The sequence below is a fragment of the Streptomyces sp. NBC_00104 genome (assembly GCF_045160825.1).
Classification (GTDB): Bacteria; Actinomycetota; Actinomycetes; order Streptomycetales; family Streptomycetaceae; genus Streptomyces.
The window spans coordinates 3271733-3296344 of sequence record NZ_CP108215.1 but is presented as its reverse complement, the minus strand read 5'-3'; the positions used below and the strand labels follow the sequence as shown (position 1 = coordinate 3296344).

Here is a 24612-nt window from a genome sequence, read left to right as displayed (position 1 = left end):
GGGGGGCGCGCCGTTTCTCCTGCGTAGGCTGGGCCACCCGAACAGTCCATGAAGGGACTCAGGAAGATCATGGCGATCCAGGTCGGTGACAAGGCGCCCGACTTCGAGCTCAAGGACAACCACGGCGCCACCGTGCGGCTCTCGGACTTCCGGGGCGAGAAGAACGTGGTGGTGCTCTTCTACCCGTTCGCGTTCACCGGGGTGTGTACCGGGGAGCTGTGCGAGCTGCGGGACAACCTGCCGAAGTTCGTGAACGACGACGTGCAGCTGCTGGCCGTGTCGAACGACTCGATCCACACACTGCGGGTCTTCGCGGAGCAGGAGGCCCTGGAGTACCCGCTGCTGTCGGATTTCTGGCCGCACGGCGAGGTCTCCCGCGCGTACGGCGTGTTTGACGCGGACAAGGGCTGCGCGGTGCGCGGCACGTTCATCGTCGACAAGGAGGGCGTCGTCCGCTGGTCGGTCGTCAACGCCCTTCCCGACGCCCGCGACCTGAACGAGTACCTCGCCGCCCTCGACACCCTGTGATTCTTCGGTTCCAAGCCCTTCGGGGAACGGGAACCCGTCACTAGGATCGACACGTTGATCCGACACCATCGCACGACGGGGCTCCCCGCCCCTGAAACCAAACGGAGGACCTCGTGGGAGTCAGCCTCAGCAAGGGCGGCAACGTATCGCTGACCAAGGAGGCACCGGGCCTGACCGCGGTCATCGTCGGTCTGGGGTGGGACATCCGCACCACGACCGGCACCGACTTCGACCTGGACGCCAGCGCCCTGCTGCTGGAATCGTCAGGCAAAGTCAGCAGCGACGCCAACTTCGTCTTCTTCAACAACCTCAAGAGCCCCGACGGCTCGGTCGAGCACACCGGCGACAACATCACCGGTGAGGGCGAGGGCGACGACGAGCAGATCAAGATCAACCTCGCGGGCGTCCCGGCCGAGATCGAGAAGATCGTCTTCCCGGTCTCGATCTACGACGCCGAGAACCGTCAGCAGTCCTTCGGCCAGGTCCGCAACGCCTTCATCCGCGTGGTGAACCAGGCGGGCGAGGCGGAGATCGCCCGTTACGACCTCTCCGAGGACGCCTCCACCGAGACCGCCATGGTCTTCGGCGAGCTCTACCGGCACGGCGCCGAGTGGAAGTTCCGCGCCATCGGCCAGGGCTACGCCTCGGGCCTGCGCGGTATCGCCCAGGACTTCGGTGTGAACGTCTGAGTCAAGGGGGAAGTCCCCTGAAACACCGGCTCACCACGTCCGGCGCCGCTGTCATCACCGATGGCGGCGCCGGACGCGCTCGTACGGGACAACTGAACAGTTGAGCAACTGAAGCTCGAAAATCGGGGAGGACCAGCACCATGGGCGTCACACTCGCCAAGGGAGGCAATGTCTCCCTCTCCAAGGCCGCGCCGAACCTCACTCAAGTGTTGGTCGGGCTCGGCTGGGACGTCCGGACCACCACCGGAGCCCCTTTCGACCTCGACGCCAGCGCACTGCTGTGTCAGGGCGGCCGGGTGCTGGGGGACGAGTGGTTCGTCTTCTACAACAACCTCAAGAGCCCGGACGGCTCGGTCGAGCACACCGGCGACAACCTCACCGGTGAGGGCGACGGCGACGACGAGTCGCTCATCATCGACCTCTCCCGGGTGCCGGCCACCGTCGACAAGATCGTCTTTCCGGTCTCCATCCATGACGCCGAGAACCGGGGCCAGGCCTTCGGCCAGGTCAGCAATGCCTTCATCCGTGTGGTCAACCAGGCCGACGGCCAGGAGCTCGCCCGTTACGACCTCTCCGAGGACGCCTCCACCGAGACCGCGATGATCTTCGGAGAGGTCTACCGCTATGGCGGAGAGTGGAAGTTCCGCGCCGTGGGGCAGGGGTACGCGTCCGGTCTGCGAGGCATCGCACTCGACTTCGGAGTGAACGTCTCGTAGCGCTATAAGCGCAAAAGCCGGGGCCGTGTGGGGTGCGAGGGGTGCCCGACTAGACTTCGGGTTCAAAAGTTCGTAAAGCCGCGCGCGGCGCGGGGGAACCCCGTACACACACGATTGGGTAGCCAGTGGTTCTGAAAACCTTCGGCTGGTCGTTCGCGGTCACCGCGCTCGGCTTGGTAGTAGCGGTTCTCTACGACGGATGGACGGCGCTCGGGCTCGTCGCGATCCTGTCCATCCTGGAGATCTCGCTGTCGTTCGACAACGCGGTGGTCAACGCCGGGATCCTGAAGAAGATGAATGCCTTCTGGCAGAAGATCTTCCTCACCATCGGCATCCTCATCGCCGTCTTCGGCATGCGGCTGGTCTTCCCCGTCGTGATCGTCGCCATCAGCGCCCAGCTGGGTCCGATCGAGGCCGTCGACCTGGCGCTCACCGACAAGGACAAGTACCAGCAGTACGTGACCGACGCCCACCCGTCGATCGCGGCCTTCGGCGGTATGTTCCTGCTGATGATCTTCCTGGACTTCATCTTCGAGGACCGGGACATCAAGTGGCTGGGCTGGATCGAGCGTCCGCTGTCCAAGCTCGGCAAGATCGACATGCTGTCGGCCTGTATCGCGATGATCGTCCTGCTGGTCACCTCGATGACCTTCGCCACCAACGCCCACCAGCACGGCGGCACCCATGTCGACAAGGCGCAGACGGTCCTGATCTCCGGACTCGCGGGTCTCATCACCTACCTCATCGTGGGTGGTCTCTCCGGCTACTTCGAGAACAAGCTGGAGGAGGAAGAGGAGCGCGAGCACGAGGAAGAGGAAGCGGCGGCGCGCGAGGGCAAGCCGCGTTCGGCCGTCGCCCTCGCCGGCAAGGCCGCGTTCTTCATGTTCCTGTACCTGGAGGTCCTGGACGCGTCCTTCTCCTTCGACGGTGTCATCGGCGCCTTCGCCATCACCAACGACATCGTCCTGATGGCGCTGGGCCTCGGTATCGGCGCGATGTACGTCCGGTCGCTGACCGTGTACCTGGTGCGCCAGGGCACCCTCGACGACTACGTCTACCTGGAGCACGGCGCGCACTACGCGATCGGCGCCCTCGCCGCGATCCTCCTCATCACCATCCAGTACGAGATCAACGAGATCATCACCGGTCTCATCGGTGTCGTCCTGATCGGCTGGTCCTTCTGGTCCTCCGTCCGCCGCAACAAGGCGCTGGCGGCCGAAGAGGGAAAAGCTGACGCCGCCGACAAGGCGGAGGTCTCCTCCGGGGTGTGACCACCCGCGGGGTGAGGGAACGCTCTGAGCGGGGCGGCCGACGAGGACGCGTCCTCGTCGGCCGCCCCGCTGGTGGTTGACGCGACGACACGGCAGTTGTGGGGCGGGCATGAGTTTCCTGGACAACCTCTGGCGCGGGCGGGCCTCGGAGTTCGACGCGGGCAACGCGGCGACCAACGCGATCGAACTGACCAAGCGGCACCAGAAGGTGTCCCTCTCCAAGCAGAACGCGGCGGCGGGCCATCTGCGCGTCAACCTGTCCTGGCGGATGCGGACGTCCGACATCGGCGGGCCGAAGCGGCAGAGCGTGCTGCGGCACCCCTTCAAGGCGCTCAGGCCGGAGGAGGTGCAGGCGCACAGCCAGAGCATGGTGAACGTCGACCTCGACCTCGGCTGTCTCTATGAGCTGGCCGACGGGACGAAGGGGGTCGTGCAGCCGCTGGGCGGCTTCCTCGGTGACATCAACGAACCGCCGTACATGCGGCTCAGCGGCGACGACCGGTTCGGGTCGGGGTCCGGCGAGACCATGTACATCAACCTGGACCACCGGGACGACTTCAGGCGGATGCTGGTGTTCGTCTACATCTACGACCAGACGCCGGCGTTCGACCGTACGCACGCGGTGGTGACGCTGTATCCGAGCAACGGGCCGCGGATCGAGATAGGCCTGGACGAGAGGCATCCGCAGGCACGGTCGTGTGCGGTGGTGCTGATAGAGAACGTCAAGGGGGAGATCACGGTGCGCCGGGAAGTGAAGTTCGTCTACGGCTTCCAGGCGGAGCTCGACCGGTTGTACGGGTGGGGGCTGCAGTGGGGGCGGGGATACAAGACCAAGGCGGAGCGCTGACGCTGGTCCTGGCCGGTTCGCCTCCGAGCTCGGGGCACCAGGTGCGTCGGCGGCTGCGGGTCGTTCGTGGCCTGTCGCGCCCACGCGGCGGAGCCGCATGCCGACACAGCCCCGCGCCCCTGAAAAGCTCCTGGCGCCCCCGGCCGTAAGGCCCTCAGCGGCCGATGAACTGAGGGCCCTGCGGCGGTAGGCGGAAGTTGGGGTCCAGGGCCGCCGCCGTGGGCTGCGGGTAGCCGTAGGCCGGTCCGTTGGCGGTGGCGGGGGTCGGCTGGGGGTAGCCGTACGCCGGCTGGGCGGGCTGCTGCGTGGGGGCCGCCGGAGGGTAGCCGTACGCGGGCTGGGACGGGACGCCGGTCGGGGGCTGCTCGGGCGGCAGGGGGCCCGAGATCTCCGGGGCCGGGGCCGGGGTCTGGGTCGTGTCGGTCTGGTCGGCCGCCGCGGCAGCCGACTCGTCGACCGAGATGCCGAAGTCCGTGGCGAGGCCCTGGAGGCCGTTGGTGTACCCCTCACCCAGGGCGCGGAACTTCCAGCCGCCGCCGCGGCGGTAGAGCTCGCCGCAGATGAGGGCGGTCTCGTCGCCGGTCTCGGGCTTGATGTCGAAGTACGCCAGCGGTTCGGCGTCGGCGACGGTGGCGTCGTACAGCAGGATGCGCAGGGACCGTACGCGGCCGAAGGAGACGTCCTCGGCGGAGGCCACGAGCAGAATCTGGCTGACGGCCGACTCGACACCCGCCAGGTCGGTCTGGATCGTGTCGGTGAGGCCTTCGGCCACGCGCTTCTGGCCGAGCCGCCACACCTTGCCCGAGGGGTGGCGCGGCTGGTTGTAGAACACGAAGTCCTCGTCGGACCGTACGCGGCCGTCGGGGCCGAGGAGCAGCGCCGAGGCGTCGACCACCGGGGCGCCCTGCCCGGGCGCCCAGCGCAGCACGGCGCGGACCGCCGTGGCTTCGATCGGGACGTTCGACCCCTTCAGCATCGCGTGCGTCATGCGGTCATCCTGCCCTCTCGGTCCTGATCACGACAACGCGGGGGCGTCGAACCGTCGGTGAAACAGTCCCACGCCCGACATGGTCGGGTTACCAGAACTTCACGCCCGGCGGGAACTGATGTCACACATTTGTACGTACTATTACCGGCCACGATCGTGGCCGGACGCCTAGCAACCACGGGGGAATCACATGCGTCATTTCGGGCACATCGCCCCTGAGGAGCGGCAGCGCCTCTTCCACCGGGAGCCCGGTGTCTTCGACGCCGACTCCCCGGCCCGCGTGCTCGCCGCCGCGCTGGGCGCCACGCTCTACAGCCCGGCGACCCGGGAGCGGCTGGCCGACGACATCGTCAAGCAGGCCGGGCGTGGCGTGGTCTCCATGGTGCTGTGCCTGGAGGACTCCATCGACGACGCGGAGGTCCTGGGCGCGGAGGAGAACCTCGTCCGGCAGTTCGCCGACCTCGCCGGGCGGCCGGACGTCGAGCCTCCGCTGCTGTTCATCCGGGTGCGCCACCCCGAGCAGATACCCGACCTCGTACGCCGTTTCGGCCCGTCCGTACGGCTGCTGTCCGGGTTCGTGTTCCCCAAGTTCACCGAGGAGCGGGGCATCGCCTTCCTGGAGGCGCTCACCGCCGCCGAGGCCGAGAGCGGGCGGCGGCTGTTCGGGATGCCGGTGCTCGAGTCGCCCGAGCTGATGTACAGGGAGACGCGTGTAGAGGCGCTCCAGGGCATCGCCCACACCGTCGACAAGTACCGTGACCGCGTCCTCGCGCTGCGCCTCGGCGTCACCGACTTCTGCTCCTCCTACGCCCTGCGCCGCCCGCCCGACATGACCGCGTACGACGTCCAGATCGTCGCCTCCGTGATCGCGGACGTGGTCAACGTGCTGGGGCGCGCCGACGGCACCGGGTTCACGGTGACCGGGCCGGTGTGGGAGTACTTCCGGGTCCAGGAGCGCATGTTCAAGCCGCAGCTGCGCACGAGTCCCTTCCTGGCGAACCGGGCCGGGGAGTTGCGCGAGTCGCTCATCGAGCACGCGCTGGACGGTCTGCTGCGCGAGATCTCCCTCGACCAGGCCAACGGGCTGCTCGGCAAGACCTGCATCCATCCCTCGCACGTCCTGCCGGTGCACGCGCTGTCCGTGGTGAGCCACGAGGAGTTCGGCGACGCCCAGGACATCGTGCGGCCGGACCGCAACGGGGGCGGTGTCCTGCGGTCCGCCTCCCGCAACAAGATGAACGAGGTCAAGCCGCACCGCGCCTGGGCGGAAAGGGTGCTGCAGCGCGCCGAGGTGTTCGGCGTCGCCAACGAGGACATCGGGTTCGTGGATCTGCTGGCCGCGGGTCTGCCCGACTGACGTCCCCCACCACCGACAGACGTCCGCATTCATGATTCATGCCGTACCGACTAAGGAATCGATGATTAACGCAGCGAACGACCCGACCGGCACGTCCGGCGGGGTCTGGTCCGGGGCCTGGGTCGGTGAGCGGCTCGGGGTCGAACTGGTCGGGGACGAGGAGCTGAGCGGCCTGCTGGGGCTCGCGCTGCGGCGCAATCCCAAGCGGGCGCATCTGCTGGTGTCGAACGTCCTCGGCAAGCATGTGCCCCAGTCGCCGTCCGTCGTGCACGGGCACGGGTTCGCGCTGGGCCGCCGGGTGCGGGAGCTGCTGGGGGAGGCCGGGGCGCGGACCGCCGTCGTGCTCGGATACGCCGAGACGGCCACCGGGCTCGGGCACTCGGTCGCGGACGGGGTGGGCGACGCGCCCTACCTCCACTCCACCCGGCGTCCGGTCGAGGGCGTCGACCGGGCGGGCGGCTTCGAGGAGTCCCACTCCCACGCGACGTCGCATCTGCTGCTGCCGGAGGACCCCTCGCTCCTCGCGGGGCGGGGGCCGCTGGTGCTCGTCGACGACGAGTTCTCCACCGGGAACACGGTCCTCAACACCATTCGCGCGCTGCACGAGCGGTATCCGCGGAGGCGGTACGTCGTCGTGGCGCTGGTCGACATGCGGTCGGCGGCCGACCAGGGGCGGTTGGACGAGTTCGCCCGCGAGATCGGGGCGCGGGTGGACCTGGTGGCCACGGCGAAGGGGACCGTGCGGCTGCCGGAGGGGGTCCTGGAGAAGGGACAGGCGCTCGTCGCGGAGTACGAGGGGGCCGCCGGGCCGCCGGGCGCGGGTGCCGGTGCGGCCGTCACGGGGACTTCGGCGGCGGAGGTCACGCGCGTCGAGCTGGGCTGGCCGGCCGGCGTGCCCGACGGGGGCCGGCACGGGTTCACCCCGGCGCATCGCGCACGACTGGAGAGTGCTCTGCCCGCCATGGCCGCGCGTCTCGCCGAGGCCCTGCCGACGGAGGCCCGCCGGGTGCTCGTCCTCGGCTTCGAGGAGCTGATGTACGCGCCGCTGGCGCTCGCACGGGAGCTGGAGAAGTCGGCGGCCGGGCTGGAGGTACGGTTCTCCACCACCACGCGGTCGCCCGTCCTCGCCGTCGACGACCCCGGCTACGCGATACGCAGCCGCATCGTCTTCCCCGCGCACGACGACCCCGCGGACGGGCCGGGGGAGCGGTACGCGTACAACGTGGCCAGCGGGGGCTTCGACGCGGTCGTCGCAGTCGTCGACTCGGTCGCGGACACGGCCGCACTGCACGCCGACAACGGCCTGCCGGCGACCCTCGCCGCCCACACACCGAACGTGCTGCTCGCCGTGGTGCCGTCGTACGTCCCGCCGGTCCGGCACCGCGGGGAAGCACCGGCCCGCCCGAGGGCCACCGTGGCGGACGAGGGAGGCCGGCGGTTCGAGGGGACCGCGGTGACCGAGCCGGCCGAGGTGGCGTCGGCGACACGCGGCGCCTCGACCGCGGCCGCCTCGGCCTCGGCCGGAGCACGCGGGCCCTCCGCCGCCACCGAACCCCACCCGCCCACGCCTGCGCCCGTCACCGAAAGGCCCTCCATGCTCCCCGACCCCCTGCGCGGTCCCGCCTTCTCCTCCTATGCGCCCGAGGACGTGGGCTGGCTGCTGCGGGACCTCTCGGATGTGACGCTGGAGGCGCCGACCGAGGAGCGCGAGGAGGCCATCCAGAGTGGGGGCGCGCACTACGCGGAGTCCCTGCCGGTCGAGTACCAGCCGAGCGAGCAGTACCAGGCCCTCTTCCACAGTGCGCTCGACGCCTCCGCCGAGCGGATCGCGCTGGCTGTGGGGGTGGTGACCGAGACCGTGCTGGCGGAGCGGTCTCCGCGGCCCGTCATCGTGTCGTTGGCACGGGCCGGGACACCGGTGGGTGTGCTGATGCGGCGGTGGGCGCGGTACCGGCACGGGGTCGAGGTGCCGCACTACGCCGTGTCGATCGTACGGGGGCGCGGTATCGACGCCAACGCGCTGCGGTGGCTCGCGGCTCATCACGACCCCGCCGACGTCGTGTTCGTCGACGGGTGGACCGGCAAGGGCGCGATCACCCGTGAACTCGCCGCCGCACTCACGGAGTTCGAGGAGACCGACGGCATCACCGGGTTCGACCCGGAGATCGCCGTGCTCGCCGACCCGGGGTCGTGTGTGCGGACGTACGGCACGCGCGAGGACTTCCTCATTCCGTCCGCCTGCCTCAACTCCACCGTCTCCGGGCTCATCTCGCGGACCGTGCTGCGCTCCGACCTCGTCGGACCCGACGACTTCCACGGGGCCAAGTTCTACCGGGAGTTGGCCGGCGTCGATGTGTCGGTGGACTTCCTGGACGCCATAGCCGATCGCTTCGGCGATGTCGTGGACGCCGTCGACGCCCGCACCAAGGAACTGCTCGCGGACGACCGCACGCCCACCTGGGAGGGCTGGGCGGCCGTCGAGCGGATCAGTGAGGAGTACGGCATCCACGACGTCAACCTGGTCAAGCCCGGTGTCGGGGAGACCACTCGGGTGCTGCTCCGCCGGGTACCGTGGAAGATCCTCGCGCGGGCCGGGGCGGGCGCGGACCTCGACCACGTACGTCTGCTCGCCGAACAGAGAGGGGTACCGGTGGAAGAGGTGGCCGAACTGCCGTACACGTGCGTGGGGTTGATCCACCCGCAATACACGCGGGGCGCGACCGGCGCCGACGGCAGGGCGGTGGCGGTCTGATGCCGGGTCCTCGGGTTCTCGTCGCGAGCGACCTCGACCGTACGCTCATCTACTCCGCCGCCGCGCTCGCGCTGACCATGCCGGACGCGCGGGCACCCCGGCTGCTCACCGTCGAGGTGCACGAGAGCAGGCCGCTGTCGTACATGACGGAGACGGCCGCGGGGCTGCTCGCCGAACTGGGGGACGCGGCGGTCTTCGTGCCGACGACGACCCGGACGCGCAAGCAGTACCAGCGGATCAATCTGCCGGGGCCGGAGCCGACGTACGCGATCTGCGCCAACGGCGGGCATCTGCTGGTGGACGGCGTCACGGACGTCGCCTGGCACGAGCGGGTCACCGCCCGGCTCGCGCAGGAGTGCGCGCCGCTCGCCGAGGTGCGGGACCGTCTGGAGGCGACGGCGGACCCGGCGTGGGTGCGCAAGCACCGGGTCGCGGAGGAACTGTTCGTCTATCTCGTCGTCGAGCGCGAGCTGCTCCCCGAGGAGTGGGTGAAGGATTTCGCGGTCTGGGCCGAGAACCGGGGCTGGACCGTGTCGCTCCAGGGGCGCAAGCTCTACGCCGTGCCGAAGCCGCTCACGAAGTCCGCGGCCATGCGGGAGGTCGCGCGGCGGACCGGGGTGGAGTTGACGTTGGCCGCGGGGGACTCCTTGCTCGATGCGGATCTGTTGCTCGCCGCGGATCGGGCCTGGCGGCCCGGGCATGGGGAGTTGGCGGACGAGGGGTTTGTCGGGCCTGCGGTGAGTGCGCTGCCCGAGCGGGGTGTGGTGGCCGGGGAGCGGATTCTTCGGGAGTTCTTGCGGGCCTCGCGGGAACGGTGAGGTTTTTTACCCGTGCCGGTCAGGGGGTGGGGGTGCTGTGGTCGGCGGGCTGCGGGTCCGTCGTGGCTTGTCGCGCAGTTCCCCGCGCCCCTGAAGAGGGGCGGCTGCGCCTGCCCCTCTTCAGGAAGCGGGCCAGCGCGAAGGTCAGGACCGCCAGGGCCGCTCCGCCCAGCACGATCCGCGAGTACGTCGAGGCGATCGCCGTCACCTCCGTCCAGTTGGCGCCCAGGAAGTAGCCGGCCAGGACGAAGACCGTGTTCCAGAGGGCGCTGCCCAGGGTGGTGAGGAGGGTGAAGACGGGGAGGGGCATGCGTTCCACGCCGGCCGGGACGGAGATCAGGCTGCGGAAGACGGGGATCATGCGGCCGAAGAAGACCGCCTTGGTGCCGTGCCGGAGGAACCAGGCCTCCGTCCTCTCGATGTCCGAGACCTTGACGAGGGGCAGCCTGGCGGCGATGGCGACCGTGCGTTCGCGGCCGAGGAGGGCGCCGACGCCGTAGAGGGCGAGGGCGCCGACGACGGAGCCGGCGGTGGTCCAGAGCAGGGCGGCCCAGAGGCTCATCTGCCCGGTGCTCGCGGCGAAGCCGGCGAGGGGGAGGACGACCTCGCTGGGGATCGGCGGGAAGAGGTTCTCCAGCGCGACGGCGAGGCCCGCGCCCGGCGCACCCAGGAGATCCATCAGACCGATGATCCACAGGGGCGCGCCGCTCATCGACTCCGCTTGCATGGCTGTCATGGGGGCACGCTAGGCGAGCGAAGCTGAAGAGAGCCTGAGGGAACGGTGAACGCCCGGGGCGGAGCTGAGAGACCGGTTAATGTTCGTGGTCGGCCGCGGGACCGGTGAACGTTCTCGGACCCGAGGCCGTTGATCGAAGTGTGTTGATCAACCGCAGCAGCCGCCGCCGCAGCACCCGCCCCCGCCGCCGCCCGCCCGGGGCGCGGGTGCGGACGCGGTGGCCGAGCCGCCGACGGCTACCGTCGACAGAAGTTTGACCGTGTCGGAGTGGCCCACCGGGCAGTCCGCGGGGGCGGACGATTCGGCCATCGGGCGGCTCAGTTCGAAGGTGTCGCCGCAGGTCCGGCAGCGGTACTCGTAGCGAGGCATGGGCCCAGGCTAACCGGCATCCGCGGGGCGGCAAGGGGCCTGGGTTTTGGCTGGTCGGTCACACTGGCCAAATTTTCACGCTACCGACCGAAGCAGTTGTGAAAGTGCCTGATAATTTGTGGTCGCTGTGTGGAGGCCGGAAGGCCGGGGGAACAGGGGACTCACGGCCGCGGGTGTGGCGGCTGTGACCGTCCACACGGGCGATGCCAAGTGGGGAGGGGGGACAGGAGTGACTGCTGTCCTTTGGCGATCGGGGGCCACGTCTCCTGGTCGAATAGTCGCCGTGCGCGGGCGGAAGGTTGCCGAGCACGGCCGAATAAGTGCCGCGCATCGCTCGGGCCGCCCGCGCGGGGGAGCTCGCCGTGACTAGCCCGGAGGACATGACCGGTTCCGAGGGCGAAGGCCGCGCGCGCCGTCGGCGTGTCCCGGCGAAGGGGCGCGGCGCGGAGGTGTCGGAGTCCGACCTCACCATGCAGTTGAAGCTCCCGCCCGCCCCGGCGGACGAGACCATGCAGCTGCGCCTGCCCGAGCCGGGTGCGTTCGACCGCCCGCAGGAGCAGCCGCAGGCGGGGAAGAGGGGCCGACGCAAGGCGCCCAGGCCGTCGGTTCTGGCCAGGTTCACCGCTGTCGCCGGCGCGCGACTGGACCCCTTCGTGCCCTTCGCCCGCCGACTGCGTCCGCGGTACCCGCGCCCGGACCGTACGGACTGGCGGCGCTGGGTGCCGTCCTGGCGGCAGTCGCTCGGGGCCGCGGGGCTGGCCCTGGGCGCCAGCACCATGCTACTGACCGTCGCCTACGCTGCCACGGACATACCCGACGACCTCAACACCTTCGCCACGCAGCAGGACAACGTGTACTTCTGGTCCGACGGCACGCCCATGGCCCGTACCGGCTGGGTACGGCGCCAGGCGATGCCGCTGAAGGACGTCCCCGAGGACGTGCGCTGGGCGGTCCTCGCGGCGGAGAACGCGAGCTTCTACTCCGACCCCGGCATCTCCGTCAGCGGCATCACCCGCGCCCTGGTGCGCACCGTCGGCGAGGGTGACACCCAGGGCGGCTCGACGATCACCCAGCAGTACGTCAAGAACGTCTACCTGACCCAGGACCGCTCGCTCGGCCGCAAGTTCGACGAGGCCATGCTCGCCCTCAAGCTCGACAACCAGATGAGCAAGGACGAGATCCTGGAGGGCTACCTCAACACCAGCTGGTTCGGCCGCGGCACCTACGGCATCCAGCGGGCCTCCCAGGCGTACTACGGCAAGGACGTCAGCGAGCTGAACGTCAGCGAGGCCGCGGTCCTCGCCTCCCTCCTCAAGGGCGCGGGTCTCTACGACCCCACCCTGAGCAAGGCCAACCACAAGCGGGCGGTCGAGCGCTGGGAGTGGATCCTGGACCGGATGGTGGACATCGGGAAGCTGTCCAAGGCCGAGCGCGCCACGTACACGAAGTTCCCCGAGCCCATCGGACAGTCGAACCAGTACGACACCGGCAAGCAGAGCGACTACCTGGTGCAGCTGGCCTCCCAGTACGCCAAGAAGGCCGCGAACCTCACCGACCAGGAGTTCGACCGGGGCGGCTACCAGATCTACACGACCTTCGACAAGGACCGGCAGACCGAGCTGACCGACGCCGTCACCAAGGCGCGCAAACAGGTGCGCAAGGACGAACCGAAGAAGGCGAAGACCGCCCACTTCGGGGCCTCCTCGGTCGCCTCCGACGGGCGGATCCTCGCCGTCTACGGCGGCCCCGACCACCGCAGACAGGGCTTCAACGAGTCGAACGCGACCACCGTCCCGTCCGGCTCTGCCTTCCTGCCGTTCGTCTACGCCGCCGGCCTCGAACACGGTGTCGTCAAGGAACGGGGCGGCGGGGCTACACCTGTCACCCCGCAGACGATCTACGACGGCAACGACGCCGTGCCGGTGAGCACCCCCGAGGGGCCGTACTGGGACCGGGACGGCGACCAGGTCTCCGCCCACAACGACGGCAACAGGTCCTGGGGCCCCATCACCCTGCACGACGCGCTCGCCGGATCGGTGAACACACCGTTCATGCAGCTCGGCATGGACACCGGCCTGGACAAGGTGCGCGACACCGCCGAGGCGGCCGGACTGCTCTCCTCCAGCTTCGGGGCCCAGGTGCCCGCGCTCTCCGTGGGCAGCGCCACGCCCAGCGCGATCCGCATGGCCAGCGGCTACAGCACCTTCGCCGCCCTGGGCAAGCACACCGAGCCGTACTCCGTGCGGAAGGTGACCCACAACGGGTCCAGGGTCGCCCTGAACACCCCGAAGCCGCAGCGCGCGGTGGGCGCCAAGGTGGCCGCCGAGGTCACCTCGGCGCTCACGGACGCCTACCGCGCCGACCACCCCGCCTCGCCCGGTGCCGCCTCCTTCGAGGTGGCCGCCAAGGGCGGGACCACGCAGGACGACAAGGCCGCCTGGTATGTCGGAACGGCCGAGGACGTGTCGACCGCCGTCGTCGTCTACCGCATCGACCTCGCCAGGAGCCTGGAGCCGCTGCCGCTCGACGGGATCGCCGGAAAGGCCAACTCCGGAGTCCCCTACGACATCTGGTCCAGTGCGATGAGTATCGGCTGACCACCGATGAGCACCCGCACCCGCCACCCTCGAAGAATGAGCCGTACATGAACCCTGGCAGCAAGCCGCACAAGGGCCGCCGTCGCAAAGCCCGTGCGCCGCGCCGCACCACCCGCCCGCAGTTCCTGACCCTGGCCGCCCTCCTCGTCGTCGCCTCGCTGGTCGGCGGCTACATGGTGCTGAACCGTGCGACCGACACCGCGCCGACCGCGTCGTCGGCCGGCAGTGGCAACAAGGGGTCCACGAAGAACTCGGCGCCCCGGTGGGACGGGAAGACCAAGGTCATCGGGGACGGCTCCACCTCCTACACCGGCCCGCAGAAGGGGCGGCTGAAGGCCGTACCGCTCAAGAAGGGCGAGAAGCCGCCGCAGTTCGTCGTCTTCTCCTGGGACGGCGCGCTCGCCGGCGACGACAACCTCTTCCAGCACTACCGGGAGATGGCGAAGAAGTACGACGCCCACATGACGTTCTTCCTCACCGGCATCTACCTGCTGCCCAAGGAGAAGCGGGACCTCTACGACCCGCCCCAGCACGACAAGGGCGCCGCCGCGATCAGCTACCCCACCGACGAACACGTCCGCACCACCCTGGAACAGCTCGGCAAGGCGTGGAAGGAGGGCAACGAGATAGGCACCCACTTCAACGGCCACTTCTGCGGCGAGAAGGGCGGCAACGACTGGAGCGTCGCGGAGTGGAAGCAGGAGATCAAGGAGTTCAACTCCTTCGTCGCGAACTGGAAGACCAACACCGGCGACACCGACCTCGACCCGCTGCCCTTCAGCATCGACGCCATCAAGGGAGGCCGCGCCCCCTGCCTGGAGGGCCAGGGCAACCTCCTGAAGGCCGTCAAGGACTTCGGCTACCGCTACGACGCCAGCTCCCCGGGCGCCTTCCAGGTGTGGCCCGGCAAGAAGAACGGCATCTGGGACTTCCCGCTGCAGATGCTCCCGTTCAACGACGAGTACCAGGCGCTGTCGATGGACTTCAACTTCCTCTACAACCAGTCGGAGGGCCAGACCGAGGGTGATCCGGCCATGTACCCGACCTGGCAGCAGGAGACCATCGACACCTACATGGCCGGCTTCAACCGCGTGTACTACGGCAGCCGGGCACCCCTGCTCATAGGCAACCACTTCGAGCAGTGGAACGGCGGCATCTACATGAACGCCGTCGACGAGGTCATCAAGACCGTGTGCGTGAAGAAGGACGTGAAGTGCGTGTCCTTCGACGAACTGGCCGACTGGATGGACGTCCAGACCCCGGAGACCCTGGCGAACCTGCGCGGACTCGATCCCGCCCAGGCGCCGGACGACTGGGCGACGGTCGTGAAATAAACGCACAGTTGCCCACTTGTTATGCCCCCCGGCCTCACTTCACTTGAGGAGGTCATGTAAAGATTCGCTCCCGGGTAAGACCAACCCGGGGTCAAGGAGAATCCCAGTGAGATCAAGGACGTTGAGCCTCGCAGGCTCGACCCTCACGGCGGCCGTGCTGGCCTCCGCGCTGCTGCCTGTCACCGGCGCGCACGCCGCCGCCTCGACGCCCAAGGTCACGAGCGCGACCAAGGACGCCTTCGGCCGCGTCGCGGACAACGTGCTCACCGACCGCACGGCCGTCCTGCTCGGCGGCAAGGCCGCCCGCAAGTCGCTGAAGCCCACCGGCGGAGTGAAGCTGTCCTCCGGCCAGAAGAAGGCCGAGGACGGCAAGCTGACCGCCCTGCGCGGCACCAAGTCCCGCCTGGCCGACCTTGGTGAGGCCTATACCTCGGCCGACACCGAGGTCACCGTCGACAGCGCCAAGGTCAAGGGCCAGAAGGCCACGGTCAAGGTCACCGAGACCACGACCCTCAAGTACAAGAAGATACGCGGCGACGAGCCCGCCTCCACGGGCTTCGAGGCGCACCACGTGCTCACCTTCACCGCCCAGGCCGGTGGCACGTGGCAGCTGACCGCCATGCGTTCCACGGACGGCGGCGCGCCCCGCATCAACGAGCCGGTGGCACCGGCGGCGGACGCCAAGCTGAGCCGTACGCCGATGGCGATCATCAGCGCCCCCAAGGCGGCCACCACCCGCAACCCGGTGGCCAAGCCGAAGACGCTCACGGGCGGCGCCTACAACTACAACGCGATGGCGACGTACACCGAGAAGTACTGGAAGAACTACAACTCGGCGTACCGCAAGTACAACGCGGCGGGCGGCGACTGCACCAACTACCTCAGCCAGGGCCTCCTGGCGGGCGGCTGGAAGCAGATCTCCACGGTCACGCCCGAGGAGTACGACACCTGGTACTACGCGTCGAACGGTACGGCCGACGCCTGGATCGGCGTCAACGAGTGGTCCTGGTTCACCCAGACCGCCAAGCGGACCACCGCGCTCGCGAACGTCTACCAGATGGACATCGGCGACGTGCTGCAGGTCGACTTCAACGCGGACGGGTCCAAGGACCACTCCATGATGACGACCTACCGCAGCTCCAGCGGCGTCCCGTACCTGACGTACCACGACGCGGACACGTACCGCCGTTCGGTCGCGAGCATCATCGCCTCGTACCCGACCGCGAACTACTACGCGTACCGCACCTGAGCCCCGGGCCCCCGGGCCCGACCAGGTGTCAGCCGGCGCCCTTCCCGTCCGACCCGGATTCCGCTCCGGACTCCGGTTCGGGGAGGGCGTCGGCCCGTTCCAGCTTCGCCATCCCCACACCGGCCCTGCGCCGCACCTCGCGGTCCGCCTCCTCCGGGTGGCGGGCCCGCCAGTACGGGTTGTCGTGCGGCAGCGCGGTGCCGACCCTGCCGTACATCCCGAACGTCATCAGCAGGATGCCGACGACAAAGCTGAAGAGGACGTTCTGGATGCGGAACGCCAGGAAGTTGGAGTCGGTGTCCAGCAGCGCCATGTTCGCGAAGCCGCTCAGGATGAACAGGACGCCCAGCGTCATGTTCAGCGTGGAGGCGACGTTGCCGCCGATCACCATCCCGACGAGCAGCAGCAGCCCCACGGCGATCGACAGAACGCTCAGCGTGCCGTTGGTGTTCAGCCCCACGACCTCGTCGCCGTTCGTGTCGAACCAGCCCACCTTGTCGATGAGGCCCAGGATGCCGAAGACCAGCAGGAACAGGCCCATCAGGCCCGCCCCGACCCGGTAGACCCTGCTGAGGCGGTGGTCGACGGGCAGGTGCTCGTCGATCCTGATCCGCCGCCGGGGACCCGCGTGCCGGCCCTTCGGACGCACCGTGTGCGTGGCATGCGTGGCCATGTCCGCCTCCCATCGGGTGTGAGCGGAGGACTGCGTACCCCTTCAGCATCCGCCGGGGGGCTCCGCCGGGCAACCCAGTGGCCTCGGGCGCCTCAGGTACTGCCCGCCCCGCGCTCCTTGCGGATCAGATCGACGACCCGGGCCACGTTCTGCCGGACTGCCTCGGTCTCGGTCAGGAAGTGCCAGTAGTCGGGGTGGCGGCCCTCCAGCGTGGCGATCGCGCGGTCCAGCCGGCCGACGGAGTCGTCCAGCGGTCGGGCGTGGCGCGGATCGGGGGTGGAACGGCCGGTCATCGCGAGGCGCTGGGCGTCCCGGATGGCGAACCGGGTCCGGTCGATCTCCTGCTGGGGGTCCTTCTGCACGGCGTTCAGCCGCCGCAGCCGGTCACCGGCCGCGGAGACCTCCTCGTCGGTGTGGTTCAGCAGCGCCCGTACCGTCGACAGCAGCGACGTCGCGTCCGGCCAGCGCTGGGCGTCCCGCGCGGCCCGCGCCTCGCGCAGCTTCAGCTGGGCCTGCTCGACGTCCTGGGCGGCCTGGTCCGGCACCTGCTGGAGGTCCTGCCAGCAGGCCGCCACGAACCGCCGCCGCAGCTCGCTCAGCACCTGCGGCACCTGCCCCGCCCGGGTGCCCAGCGCCTCCGCGCGGGTGCGCAGCGACACCAGCCGGTGGTCGATCTCGGCGGCCTTCTCCGGCAGCCGCTCGGCCTCCGCCCGTACCGCCTCCGCCTCGCGCACGACCCGGTCGGCCCGCTCCAGCGTCTCCGGTACGCCGTGCTGTCCCGCGCCCTGATTGAGTTTGGTCAGCTCGGGCGCGAGGGCCGCGAGCCGGGCGGCGAGGTCGTCGGCCTTCAGCCCCGAACCCCGTACGGCGTCCAGGGCGTTGGAGGCGGCGAGCAGGCCCTGCCGGGCACGCTCCACCGCCGGGGCCAGCCGGGCCAGCTGGGTCTCGGCCTTGCCGAGCAGCGGCCCGAGGCCCTGGGCGAACCGGTCCAGCTCCTGCTTGACCCGCCCCAGCTCGTCCTTGGCCGCGGTCAGCTCGGTCCGGGCCCGGGAAGCCGCGGACGCCTCCAGGTCGTCCCGGTCCAGGTCATGGGCGTCGACGGCGTCGATGTACTGGCTGCTGGCCTCGTCGATCCGCCGCCCCAGCGCCTCGAAGCCGGAGACCGCCCGGCGGGCGCCCGGGGAGTCGTCCACCGCCGTGATCGTCTCTATCGAGATCCGCAGATCCCGCTGCGCGGTGTCCAGCTCGTAGAACGCCGCGGCGGCGGCGTCCTTCGCCGCCTGCGCCTCGGCCCGCTGCCCCTCCGCGCGGCCCCCGAACCACCGTCGCGTCCCGCCCCCGGCGAAGGCCGCGGGCAGCACGAGCGCGGCGAGGAGGGGAAGAGCGAGGAGGACGACGGCGTCCCGACCGGCCGAGCGCCGAAGGGGACGCCGGGCTCCGGGGGGCTGCGCCGTGTGGCTCGGGGGCTGCGGCGCGGGGTTCCGGGGCTGCGGCGCGTGGCTTCGGGGCCGCGGCGCGTGGGTACCGGGTTGCCGTGCTACGGGGCTTCCCGACCCCGACTGCTGCGGCGCAGGGCTGTCCGTCGAACGCGGCCTGGGGTCGGCCGCGGGCAGTGGCGGGGGTGCGGGTGCTGGTCGTGGTGCACGGCTGTGGGGTTGTTGTGCGCTCGGCACAATCGGCGAGTGCGGCTCTGCAGGTGTCGCCGTCACATCCCTCTCCCGTGCTGTCATCCACCCTGACCGGTGCCATTCTCCCACCGGTCAAGGACGAAAACACGGGTCGATCGGTTCGAGCTTCCCCGACGGCTCTCAGTCCGTGGTCCGCACCTTCACCGATCCGTCCTCGGTGTGGGCGGTCACCACATGGGAGCTGTCCTCGTCACGGGGCACCGAGACATCCACGGAACCGTCGTCGCTCCCGGTCTCGACCCGGTACGACGTGTCGCGCGGCAGCCCGATACTGATCGAGCCGTCGTCGCTGCGGGACTCCACCAGGTCCGGTACGACGCCGAGTTCGAGCTTGACCGAACCGTCCTTCGTGCTCACCTTGACGCTCCGCGACTCGACACCGAGCGCACGCACCGAACCGTCGTCGGTGTGCAGCTCCAGGGGCCCGGTGGAGTCGCTGACCCGCACGGCACCGTCGGCGGACCGGACCTCCAGCGGCTCCGCGAGGCCCTTCGCGGTCACACTCCCGTCGTCGCTCCGCACGGCGACGGCGACTCCGCGCGGCACCTCGATCCGGTGCTTGGCCGCGCAGTCGGCGACCATGCCCGAGCACTCCACCCGCAGCTTCAGCCGGTCGTCCTTCATCTCCCAGGTCACCCGCGGATTCCCGCCGACCATGACCCGCCCCTCGAACCACCGGGTCACCTCGACCTCGTCCACGTCCGCCGCGACCAGTTCGAGCGCGGAGTCGTCCGAGTCGACCGTGAGCGTCCGGCCCTCAAGAGCGAAGCTCCGGTGCTCCGGGTCCCGGTCCTCCCCGGCGTCCGCCCCGCACGCGGCGACGGACGCCATGAGCACGACGGCGAGCCCGGCGACGGCCACCGCTCCCGCGCGTGACCTGCGAACCGTACGAACCGTACGAACCGTGCGTGCCGTGCGTGCTGTGCCAACCGTGCGTGCCGTGCGTGTCATGACGATCTCCCCCTGGGGCCGGTCTTCCGTCGTCCCGGACTGTCCTGCACCGACTGTCCTTCGCCGGCCGTCCTTCGCTGCCTTCGCTGTCCTTCGACCGTACGGAGCGGGGGAGTTCGGGGGGATCCGGGCGGCTCCCGGATCAGAGGTGGGGATAACCCCCGGGACGGCCCGGGCGCGGGCCGAATGCGCGTTTGCGGGGCATGCCCTCGGGCGATGTAGGCTGTCGACTCGTACTCGGGCGTGTAGCTCAGGGGTAGAGCGCCTGCCTTACAAGCAGGATGTCGGCGGTTCGAAACCGTCCATGCCCACCGGGACGAAGACCCCGGCCGATCACGGCCGGGGTCTTTCGCGTGCCCGGGGTCCTCCGCGTCTCAGGAACCGTGGGCGTGCTTCAGGCGGGTGCGGGCCTCCACCTTCTCCTCGGCGGCGACCTCGGCCCAGAAGCGGTGGCAGCTCACGAACACCGCCAGTTCCCGCTCGCGCTCGCGGAGCTTCTCCACCTCGGCCTGCTCGTCGGGCGTCCAGCCCGGCGAGGCGGGGCGCTCGACCTTCCGCCAGCCGTTGTCGTCACTGAAACCGTCCAGGGGCTCGACCGACCAGGGCAGCCGCTTCAGCAGTGCCAGGAGCTCGGCCCGGACCTGATGCAGCTCCTCCTGACCGGCGAGGAGGTCACTGGGGAAGTCATAGGTCTTAGCCACGCGGCAATGGTACGCCTGTTCGATTTTGGGATGCGAGTTCCTTCTGTCACTTCGGGCCCGGGTTCATCCGAACGGGTGGATGCCCTTGAGGAAGGGCTTGAGGGTGGCCTCATCACCCAAGCTCAACCTTGGGTATCGTCGGGCCATGACTCTCGACGATCTCCGTGTCTTCGTCGCCGTGTGCCGGGCCGGGAGCCTCAGTGCGGTGGCCCGTGAGCTGGGCTGCACCCAGTCGGCGGTGAGCCAGCACGTACGGCGGCTGGAGCGGGAGGTCGGCGTCGGGCTGGTCGAGCGCCAGGCCCGCGGGGTCGTGCCCACCCGGGCCGGGCGGGTGCTCCAGGAGGCGGCGGCCGAGGGCATCACCGGGCTGGACCTCGCGCTGCGCCGGCTGGCCGAGATGGTGCGGGGCGACGGCGGTGTCGTACGGATCGCCACCGGCGGCACGACCGTGCGGCACTTCATGGCGCAGGGCATCGTCGACTTCCGGCGTGCCTACCCGGACGTGGGCCTGGAGTTCCAGACCGTACGGTCGAGCGCCGGGTGCTGCGACGCGCTGGCCGACCCGTCCCGGGATCTCGACCTGTCGTGGGTGACCCTCGGGCCCGCCGTCCGTGGCATCGAGCAGCGGGCCGTGGCGGAGCTGCCCTGGGTGCTCGCCGTCCGCGCCGACGACGAACTCGCCGGACGGGAGCGGGTGGAGGGCCGGGAGCTGGACGGGATGCGGCTCATCGGGCTGCCGGAGAACTCCACCTCGTACGCCCATCTCGGCGCTGCCTACCGTGAGTTGGGCATCTCCGTCAGCTCCTCCGGTGCCGGTGTCGCCGACTGGGACACCGCGATCCTCCTCACCGAACTCGGCGTCGGTCACGCCGTGGTCCCCGCGCTCCCGGGCTGGACCGGCCCGGGCCACCCCGGGCTGCGCTTCGTCCCGGTCCCCGACCTGCCCCCGCTCACCGTCGGCTGGGCCGTACGACGCTGGGAGGCGCTGTCACCCCCGGCCCGCGCCTTCGCCGACACGGTGGCCCGGCACGCGGTGCGGGTGGGGGGCGGGGTGCGGGCGGTCGAGGGGTGAAGCCGGGGGGTGGGTGGGGAGTTGGGCTGGGGGCGTGGGTGGGCCGGGCTGCCGGTACCAGGTGCCGGGCCGGGCGGGTTCGCGGCAGCAGCCGTCATCGAAGTCCACGGCGTTCCACAACCCGGGCCGGGCGAGGCCGGTCGGCCGGCCATGCCGGGGCCGGGTGGCCGGCTCGGAGGCCTGTGGCGTGGAGTGCGTCGGTCGGCCCGGTGGCCTGCCGACCCGTGGTTCCGCCGCCGGATCGGGGGTCCGCCGCCCGCGGTGCCTTCACCGGCTCGGTGGCCCACCGTCTGTGGAACCGCCCTCTGTGGCCCACCGCCGGGCCGGTGGCCGACCGTAAGGGCTCCTCTCCCGGATCAGTGGCTCGCCGTCCGCGCTTCCGCCGCCGTCCGCAGTTCCTCCACCACCTTGGTCGCCACGGGCGCCCCTACGCCGTGCCGGTCGGCCGCGCGGAGCAACGCCCCGCCGATCGCGTCGAGTTCGAGGGGCCGGCCGGCCTCGGCGTCGCGTTGCATGGAGGACTTGGTGGTGGGTGGGAAGGTGTCGTAGCGGCGGAGGGTCTCGGCCGGGTCCACGGGGGCGCCGCAGGCCGTACTGACCGCCGCCGTCTCCTCCACCAGGGCGGTCAGCTCCTCGCGGTGGTGTGTGCGGATCTCGCCGAGGGGCAGACCGTGACGGGTCGTCAGCAGGGCGAACGGGGCCAGGAACGACATCTTCGCCCACAGTACGGCCGTCTCGTCCGGCAGCACGCGGGCGCCCACGCCGGACCATTCCAGGGCTCCGGCAAGGGAGTTGAGGCGATCGCGCGGGACGGTGTCGCCGGTCAGGTCGACCTCGGCGAGGGGGCCGCCGTGCTCGATGACGCCCGGGGCGATGCGGGTCGACTCGACGCGGATGGCGGCGGGGGCGACGGGGACGGCGTCGCCGTAGTGGGCGCGAAGGCGTGCAGGGTGCTCGACGCCGTTCAGGAACGGTACGACCAGGGCCTCGGGGCCCAGTGCCGTCGCCGGGAGCCGGTCCAGGGCGGTCGCCAGGGTGGTGTGCTTGACCGTGATCAGGGCCGCGTCGACCGGTTCGCGGAGCTCGGTCGCGGGCTCCACGCGGGCGGTGAAGTCCCCGAAGCGGGCGCTCCTCACCTGGACGCCGTCCTTCTCCAGGGTCTGCGCGGTCCGCTCTCCGGCCAGGCAGATCACCCGGTTCCCGGCGCGGGCCAGCAGTGCGGCGAGCAGTCCGCCCACGCCGCCGGGGCCCAGCACCGCCACCGTGAGCCGTTCCTTCGTCATGGTCCCCTCGTTTCTGCCGGGCGGGTCGAGCCGGCCTCGGTGATGATCACAAGGGGTGGAGGGTGGAGTCAATCCTCGGGGAAACTTGCTGATACCCAAGGAGGTGCTTGGGATGTGCTTGGGAGGTGTGGTGAGCTGCCGCCCTACGGCCTGGGGTTGTGCGGGCCTCCGCGGGAGACTGGGTGCATGTGCCGCAGTATCAAGACTCTTCGACCGCCCGTCCTCCCCGAAGAGGCCACCGAGGACGACATCCGTGCCGCCGCCCTGCAGTACGTCCGCAAGGTCTCCGGCTTTCGTGCGCCCGCCGCCCACAATCGCGAGGTCTTCGACCGCGCGGTGGACGAGATCGCGGCGGCCACGGCGGAGTTGCTGGACGGCTTGGAGGTGCGGGGCGCTCCGCGGCGGGCCGGATAGGTTCTTCGCCCCCGCCGCCCCTACCCGTCCCCATACTCCAGGGGCGCTGCCCCTTCGACCCCGAGGGAGCTTGGGGGCCTGGGTGCGTGAGTGTGCGCGGGTCCGGTGGGGGCTGGTCGCGCAGTTCCCCGCGCCCCTGAAAAGCAGGGGCTGCGCCCTGTGCTTTTCAGGGGCGGCGAACAACCACTTCTTCCGCGGCCGGAGGTCAGTCGCCGACGCGGGGGCGGCGCATGAAGTACGCCGCGGCCGCGCCCGCGCCGAAGAGGGCTGCCAAGGAGACGGCGGTCGCGATCCAGGTGGGGCCGAGCCACTGCGCGCCGAAGTAGCCGAGGGCGACGCTGTAGGCGGCCCAGGCGAGTCCGGCGACGGCGGACCAGGGGAGGAAGTCGCGGGCCCGGTGGCGGGCGGCGCCGGCGCCGAGGGAGACGACGGAGCGGCCGGCGGGGGCGAAGCGGGCGACGACGACCAGGAGGCCGCCACCCCCTGCGAGCGCGGCGCCGAGACGTTCCTGCGCGGTCGTCAGGCGCCGGGAGCGGGCGATGGCGCGGTCGAGTCGGGCACTGCCCCGCCAGGCCAGTCGGTACGCCACCAGGTCACCGAGCACGGACGCGGTCGCCGCCGAGAGCATCAGCACCAGGATGTCGGGCACCTCGCGGGCCATCGCGCCGGCCGCCGTCTCGGCCGCGGCCGCCGTGGCCACCGCGACGACCAGGACACCGCTCGGGAGGACCGGGAGGAACACGTCCAACACGATGGACACGCCCACGACGGCGTAGATCCATGGGCCGGCGGCCAGCCAACCCAGACTCTCAAGCACCGAGCACTCTCCTGTTTTTCCCCCGACGGCACGGTGACCCGTGACAGCCGAACAGCGTACGCCCCGGGTATGACAGACGGCCCGCAGGGGCTCATGTGTCTGTCACACCGTGTTCATTCGGACAGTTCGCTCGGACAGTTCGCTCGGACGGTTCGGTGCCAGTTCGGCGACAGCGGTGCGGGAACGGCGTATGAGGGGGCTGGGGGGACAGGCGGGAGAGCGGCCGAGGCCGCCGGAGGCGAGTGGTGCCCCCGGCGGCCCGTGTGTGCGAAGCGGTGACCGGGGAGGTCAGGCCGCCACGGGGGCCTTGCTCCTGTCGGTCTTGTCCGAGGACGTGGCCTGGCGCTTGGCGAAGAGCTGGTCGAGGCCGAGCGCGCCGGAGCCGGTGAAGATCAGGAGGAACATGGCCCAGCAGTAGAGGGCCGCGCCCTCGCCTCCGTTCTCGACCGGCCACAGGGCCTGCGGCTGGTGGACCTTGAAGTACGCGTAGGCCATCGCGCCCGAGGCGATGAACGCCGCGAAGCGGGTGCCGAGGCCGAGAAGGACCAGGGCGCCGCCGACGAGTTCGATGACGGCCGCGTACCAGTTGGGCCAGGCGCCGGCGGAGACGGTGGCGCCCTGTCCGTCCGCGCCGCCCAGGACGCCGAAGAGGCTCTGGGCGCCGTGGCAGGTGAAGAGCAGGCCGATGACGATGCGGAACAGTCCGAGGGCGTATGGCTGGGCGCTGTTGAGGCGTCCGGTCATGGTGGGGGACTCCTTCGG

The 24612-nt window shown here is 70.4% G+C and carries 23 protein-coding genes and 1 tRNA gene; 14 read left to right on the top strand and 10 right to left on the bottom strand.

The window, feature by feature from the left end; all coding sequences use genetic code 11:
• Window positions 1-69: 69 nt before the first annotated feature.
• The 5 genes from OG272_RS14295 to OG272_RS14275 all read left to right on the top strand — a co-directional run bounded on the left by OG272_RS14295 (window position 70) and on the right by OG272_RS14275 (window position 4051).
• On the top strand, window positions 70-528 hold the full coding sequence (locus OG272_RS14295) for a peroxiredoxin (RefSeq protein WP_405896021.1): 459 nt from the start codon (window positions 70-72) through the stop codon (window positions 526-528).
• Between the two features lie 113 nt (window positions 529-641).
• Window positions 642-1217 (top strand): calcium homeostasis/redox stress adaptation protein, encoded by a 576-nt coding sequence (locus OG272_RS14290; protein WP_326583127.1) that lies wholly within the window; start codon window positions 642-644, stop codon window positions 1215-1217.
• A gap of 140 nt (window positions 1218-1357) precedes the next feature.
• The gene (locus OG272_RS14285; protein WP_033527290.1) at window positions 1358-1933 is read left to right on the top strand and encodes a TerD family protein; all 576 of its coding nucleotides are present in this window, start codon (window positions 1358-1360) and stop codon (window positions 1931-1933) included.
• 125 nt (window positions 1934-2058) lie between these two features.
• Complete coding sequence (locus tag OG272_RS14280) at window positions 2059-3204, top strand: DUF475 domain-containing protein (RefSeq protein WP_326583128.1); 1146 nt, start codon at window positions 2059-2061, stop codon at window positions 3202-3204.
• A gap of 109 nt (window positions 3205-3313) precedes the next feature.
• Window positions 3314-4051 (top strand): Tellurium resistance, encoded by a 738-nt coding sequence (locus tag OG272_RS14275; protein ID WP_326583129.1) that lies wholly within the window; start codon window positions 3314-3316, stop codon window positions 4049-4051.
• 154 nt (window positions 4052-4205) lie between these two features.
• Here the strand turns inward: OG272_RS14275 and OG272_RS14270 are convergent, their stop codons facing one another.
• Window positions 4206-5039 (bottom strand): TerD family protein, encoded by an 834-nt coding sequence (locus OG272_RS14270; protein WP_327729951.1) that lies wholly within the window; start codon window positions 5037-5039, stop codon window positions 4206-4208.
• A 190-nt stretch (window positions 5040-5229) separates the two neighbouring features.
• Here OG272_RS14270 and OG272_RS14265 point away from each other — a divergent pair, with 190 nt between their 5' ends.
• The 3 genes from OG272_RS14265 to OG272_RS14255 all read left to right on the top strand — a co-directional run bounded on the left by OG272_RS14265 (window position 5230) and on the right by OG272_RS14255 (window position 9966).
• The gene (locus OG272_RS14265) at window positions 5230-6396 is read left to right on the top strand and encodes an HpcH/HpaI aldolase/citrate lyase family protein (RefSeq protein WP_328507337.1); all 1167 of its coding nucleotides are present in this window, start codon (window positions 5230-5232) and stop codon (window positions 6394-6396) included.
• A gap of 61 nt (window positions 6397-6457) precedes the next feature.
• A complete protein-coding gene (locus OG272_RS14260) occupies window positions 6458-9148 on the top strand; it encodes a phosphoribosyltransferase (RefSeq protein ID WP_405893524.1) in 2691 nt (896 codons plus the stop codon).
• Complete coding sequence (locus tag OG272_RS14255) at window positions 9148-9966, top strand: HAD family hydrolase (RefSeq protein WP_326583133.1); 819 nt, start codon at window positions 9148-9150, stop codon at window positions 9964-9966. Before OG272_RS14260 ends, OG272_RS14255 begins: the two co-directional genes overlap by 1 nt.
• Window positions 9967-9985: 19 nt before the next feature.
• On the opposite strand, the gene OG272_RS14250 is transcribed toward OG272_RS14255, so the two are convergent.
• The gene (locus tag OG272_RS14250) at window positions 9986-10693 is read right to left on the bottom strand and encodes a DedA family protein (RefSeq protein WP_405896020.1); all 708 of its coding nucleotides are present in this window, start codon (window positions 10691-10693) and stop codon (window positions 9986-9988) included.
• A 156-nt stretch (window positions 10694-10849) separates the two neighbouring features.
• The gene (locus OG272_RS14245) at window positions 10850-11071 is read right to left on the bottom strand and encodes a zinc ribbon domain-containing protein (protein WP_328222921.1); all 222 of its coding nucleotides are present in this window, start codon (window positions 11069-11071) and stop codon (window positions 10850-10852) included.
• A 470-nt stretch (window positions 11072-11541) separates the two neighbouring features.
• Here OG272_RS14245 and OG272_RS14240 point away from each other — a divergent pair, with 470 nt between their 5' ends.
• The 3 genes from OG272_RS14240 (at window position 11542) to OG272_RS14230 (ending at window position 16251) form a co-directional block, all read left to right on the top strand.
• A complete protein-coding gene (locus OG272_RS14240) occupies window positions 11542-13668 on the top strand; it encodes a transglycosylase domain-containing protein (protein ID WP_405896019.1) in 2127 nt (708 codons plus the stop codon).
• Window positions 13669-13715: 47 nt separating this feature from the next.
• Window positions 13716-15002 carry a hypothetical protein gene (locus OG272_RS14235; RefSeq protein ID WP_405893522.1) on the top strand — a complete coding sequence of 429 codons (1287 nt, stop codon included), beginning with the start codon at window positions 13716-13718 and terminating at the stop codon, window positions 15000-15002.
• Window positions 15003-15108: 106 nt separating this feature from the next.
• On the top strand, window positions 15109-16251 hold the full coding sequence (locus OG272_RS14230) for an amidase domain-containing protein (protein WP_405893521.1): 1143 nt from the start codon (window positions 15109-15111) through the stop codon (window positions 16249-16251).
• A 28-nt stretch (window positions 16252-16279) separates the two neighbouring features.
• Here OG272_RS14230 and OG272_RS14225 read toward each other — a convergent pair whose 3' ends face one another.
• The 3 genes from OG272_RS14225 to OG272_RS14215 form a co-directional block, all read right to left on the bottom strand.
• Window positions 16280-16924 carry a DUF4383 domain-containing protein gene (locus OG272_RS14225; RefSeq protein ID WP_326583138.1) on the bottom strand — a complete coding sequence of 215 codons (645 nt, stop codon included), beginning with the start codon at window positions 16922-16924 and terminating at the stop codon, window positions 16280-16282.
• Between the two features lie 92 nt (window positions 16925-17016).
• A complete protein-coding gene (locus tag OG272_RS14220) occupies window positions 17017-18285 on the bottom strand; it encodes a hypothetical protein (protein WP_326583139.1) in 1269 nt (422 codons plus the stop codon).
• Between the two features lie 447 nt (window positions 18286-18732).
• Window positions 18733-19473: a DUF4097 family beta strand repeat-containing protein gene (locus OG272_RS14215; protein WP_327729957.1), complete on the bottom strand. Its 741-nt coding sequence runs from the start codon at window positions 19471-19473 to the stop codon at window positions 18733-18735.
• 329 nt (window positions 19474-19802) lie between these two features.
• On the opposite strand from OG272_RS14215, the gene OG272_RS14210 reads away from it, so the two are divergent.
• Window positions 19803-19874 (top strand) — tRNA-Val (locus OG272_RS14210).
• 63 nt (window positions 19875-19937) lie between these two features.
• Here the strand turns inward: OG272_RS14210 and OG272_RS14205 are convergent.
• Entirely contained in the window at window positions 19938-20264 is a 327-nt protein-coding gene (locus OG272_RS14205) for a hypothetical protein (RefSeq protein WP_326583141.1), read from the bottom strand.
• A gap of 145 nt (window positions 20265-20409) precedes the next feature.
• Here OG272_RS14205 and OG272_RS14200 point away from each other — a divergent pair, with 145 nt between their 5' ends.
• Entirely contained in the window at window positions 20410-21336 is a 927-nt protein-coding gene (locus OG272_RS14200; protein ID WP_326583142.1) for a LysR family transcriptional regulator, read from the top strand.
• A gap of 356 nt (window positions 21337-21692) precedes the next feature.
• Here the strand turns inward: OG272_RS14200 and OG272_RS14195 are convergent, their stop codons facing one another.
• Window positions 21693-22619 (bottom strand): ketopantoate reductase family protein, encoded by a 927-nt coding sequence (locus OG272_RS14195; protein WP_405893520.1) that lies wholly within the window; start codon window positions 22617-22619, stop codon window positions 21693-21695.
• 186 nt (window positions 22620-22805) lie between these two features.
• On the opposite strand from OG272_RS14195, the gene OG272_RS14190 reads away from it, so the two are divergent.
• Window positions 22806-23033, top strand: a complete 228-nt coding sequence (locus OG272_RS14190) for a DUF2277 domain-containing protein (protein WP_326583144.1) — start codon at window positions 22806-22808, stop codon at window positions 23031-23033.
• Window positions 23034-23238: 205 nt separating this feature from the next.
• Here OG272_RS14190 and OG272_RS14185 read toward each other — a convergent pair whose 3' ends face one another.
• Together OG272_RS14185 and OG272_RS14180 are read right to left on the bottom strand one after the other, a co-directional pair.
• Complete coding sequence (locus tag OG272_RS14185) at window positions 23239-23850, bottom strand: VTT domain-containing protein (RefSeq protein ID WP_326583145.1); 612 nt, start codon at window positions 23848-23850, stop codon at window positions 23239-23241.
• A 288-nt stretch (window positions 23851-24138) separates the two neighbouring features.
• Window positions 24139-24594, bottom strand: coding sequence for a DoxX family protein (locus tag OG272_RS14180; protein WP_326583146.1), 456 nt, complete (start codon window positions 24592-24594; stop codon window positions 24139-24141).
• Window positions 24595-24612 lie beyond the last annotated feature (18 nt).